Below are 2521 nucleotides of genomic sequence, written 5' to 3' on the forward strand. Positions count from 1 at the left end.
GATCATCCCCACTGAGCCAAACAGGTGGTCCCTAGCCCGTGGCCAAACCATGGTCCCATCACCTAGGCGAATGACAACGGGATGGCAATTTCGCACCTGTGTGCCGGCTGATCCGCAGTCCAAGGGCGGCTCGGAGGCCACGGTGCGTATCGCTAAGGCCGATCTGGTACCCACCGAGACCAATTTGGTGGGCGCCTACCGCAGCTTTGGTGCGCTGGAGCGGGCGTGTCGAGACTTCTGCGACGAGGTCAACGACCGTGAGCATCGCGAAACCCGCCGCCGGCCGATCGAAGCGTTGGCCGAGGAACGAACCCGGCTGCACCCATTGCCGCATACAGCGTTCACGGTGGCGTTCGGCACCACCCGCCGGGTGAATTTTGACGCCACGGTATCGGTTCAGGGGGTGCGCTATTCGGTCCCGCATACCTTGGCTGACACCCGTGTGTGGGTGCGTTTCCATGGTGACGAGTTGATCGTGACCGCGCTCTACTCCGGGTAATCCGTCGATCAGCGATGAGCACTATCCGCCCCGACCCGATCACCACGGTGAGCGCGTTCCGCGGGCCAGTTCAGCCGAGGAAGCAGCGTTTCTGGCGTTGGGGTCCGGCGCGGGCTCGTGGCTGATCGAGGCTGCCGCCGCAGGCACGCGGCGGATCCGACCGAAAATGGCCGAAGCGGTGACTCTGGCCAAGCTGCACCCGCCGGCTGAGGTGGACCGCGCGTTAGGCATCGCCGCGATCGCGGGCCGGTTCGCCGACAACGACCTGATCGCCATCTTGACCCACCATCTGGGCCGCCAAGCGACCGAACCGACGCGCACAACCGAAGGACATAGCCTGCAGCCCGCGACATCGGCCTGGTCGCAGTTCGGCCTGCACGGCGCCGAGGATGCTGACGAGGATTGCCAATGAGCAGCGCTGCGTTGCGGGTCAGCGCCGCCACCGGTGACCCGATGGCCGAGGCCATTGCGTTGACCAAACGACTGAAGTTGCCCTGCCTGCGGCGAGCGTTGACCGACTTGGTGCCCACCGCCAAGGCGCAACGCTGGGATCCCGCCGAAGTGGTACGGGTGCTGCTGGCTGAAGAAGCCGCCGGCCGAGATGCCACCAATCTGCGTACTCGGCGTAAGCGCGCCGGATTTCCGGCCGGCAAGACCTTCGGCGACTGGGACGAGGGCGCATCCTCGACCCCGCGACCAACTCAAGATGCACTGAAAACCCTTGAGTGGGTCCGCAATAAGGAAACGCTATGCATCTGCGGGCCATCGGGTACCGGCAAGTCGCACTTCTGTGAAGCGCTCGGTCAGGCCGCTGTCGAGAGGGCCTGACGGTGGCGTGGTTCACCATCGAAGACCTCGGGGCATTGATGCGCCGCCACCGAGTCGACGACTCCACTGCTCGAGCCATCACCCGGCTGGTGCGCACCGATTTGATCGTTGTCGATGACATTGGGCTCCTTCCTGTTTCGCCGGACGCCGCCGAGGGCTTCTACCGGCTGGTCGATGCCGCCTATGAGCGGCGCGCAATGGCGGTCAGTTCCAACCTGCACCCGTCGGGCTTCGACGAGATCATGCCCAAAACGCTGGCGACGGCTACGGTTGACCGCCTGTTGCACCATGCCCATGTCGTTGTCACCTAAGGCGACAGTTTCCGCTTGGCCCAAGCCACAGCCGGCCAAGGAGTTAAACCGCTGAAATCAACCAAAGTTCGCGGCTAGCTGTGAAGCATCCCGGGCTCGATGCACACCTCTCATTTTGTATGACCGGTGTGCTTCGCGATCTGATCGTGAGCGTAGTCGGTGATGGCAACGCTTTGATTGAGGTAGACATGTCAGGCGCTGGAGCGGTCCGTGGCAATGGTGGCGAGGCGTGCCCCGTAAAGGGACCGCTCTGCGGCCCCCACCGCGCAGCATCCGCACCATCCGTCGCATGTTGTCGCCCTGGGTGCCGACAGTCACATGCCGGAACCGCGCATCGGACGCACAGACTTTCACAGATAGCGTGCTATCGCACTCATGCAGCCCGAGCTCGTCAGGCTGAAACGGCAGCTTAAGGCAGCGCGCCAATGGTTGCCTAGCTGTATGAGGCCATGACATTGGTGACGCCGGTGGCGAGTCGTGATGCTGGTGGCTGGCCTGCGGCGGCAGAGTGTGGTCGATGGTAGTTGAAGTGGATGTTCCAGACTTTGAGTGCTTCGGCGCGTTGGGTTTCTGAGGTCCATGTCCTGGCGTAGAGGAACTCTTCGGCCAGGATGCGGTTGTAGCGCTCGACTTTGCCGTTGTGGCGCGGGGTGTAGGGCGTGATGAATTGGTGGCGTGCGCCGTGGAGCACGTGGGCGAAGTCTTTGGCCCGGTAGCAGGCGCCGTTGTCGGTGACGATCCGCTGGATGCGGTCGATGCCATGGACGGCGAACCATACCCGGGCGCGGTGCATGAATCCGATTGCGGTGACGGCTTTTTCGTTGTCAAGGGCTTCGGTGTAGGACAGTCGGGAGAACCCGTCGACGGCCGAATGCAGGTACAC

1 protein-coding gene and 2 pseudogenes are annotated in these 2521 nt (G+C 63.4%); 2 read left to right on the forward strand and 1 reads right to left on the reverse strand.

What is annotated here, in order from left to right:
• Positions 1-79: 79 nt before the first annotated feature.
• Both AWC25_RS27305 and AWC25_RS06100 read left to right on the forward strand, forming a co-directional pair.
• A pseudogene (locus AWC25_RS27305) lies at positions 80-911 on the forward strand (Mu transposase domain-containing protein); the annotation flags it as partial.
• A 41-nt stretch (positions 912-952) separates the two neighbouring features.
• Positions 953-1638, forward strand: a pseudogene (locus tag AWC25_RS06100) (ATP-binding protein).
• Positions 1639-2071: 433 nt separating this feature from the next.
• Here the strand turns inward: AWC25_RS06100 and AWC25_RS06105 are convergent.
• Positions 2072-2521 (reverse strand): integrase core domain-containing protein (locus AWC25_RS06105; protein ID WP_142278710.1); only part of this gene is annotated, 450 nt, incomplete at its 5' end.

It is taken from the genome of Mycobacterium sherrisii (genome assembly GCF_002102355.1).
Taxonomy (GTDB): Bacteria; Actinomycetota; Actinomycetes; order Mycobacteriales; family Mycobacteriaceae; genus Mycobacterium; species Mycobacterium sherrisii.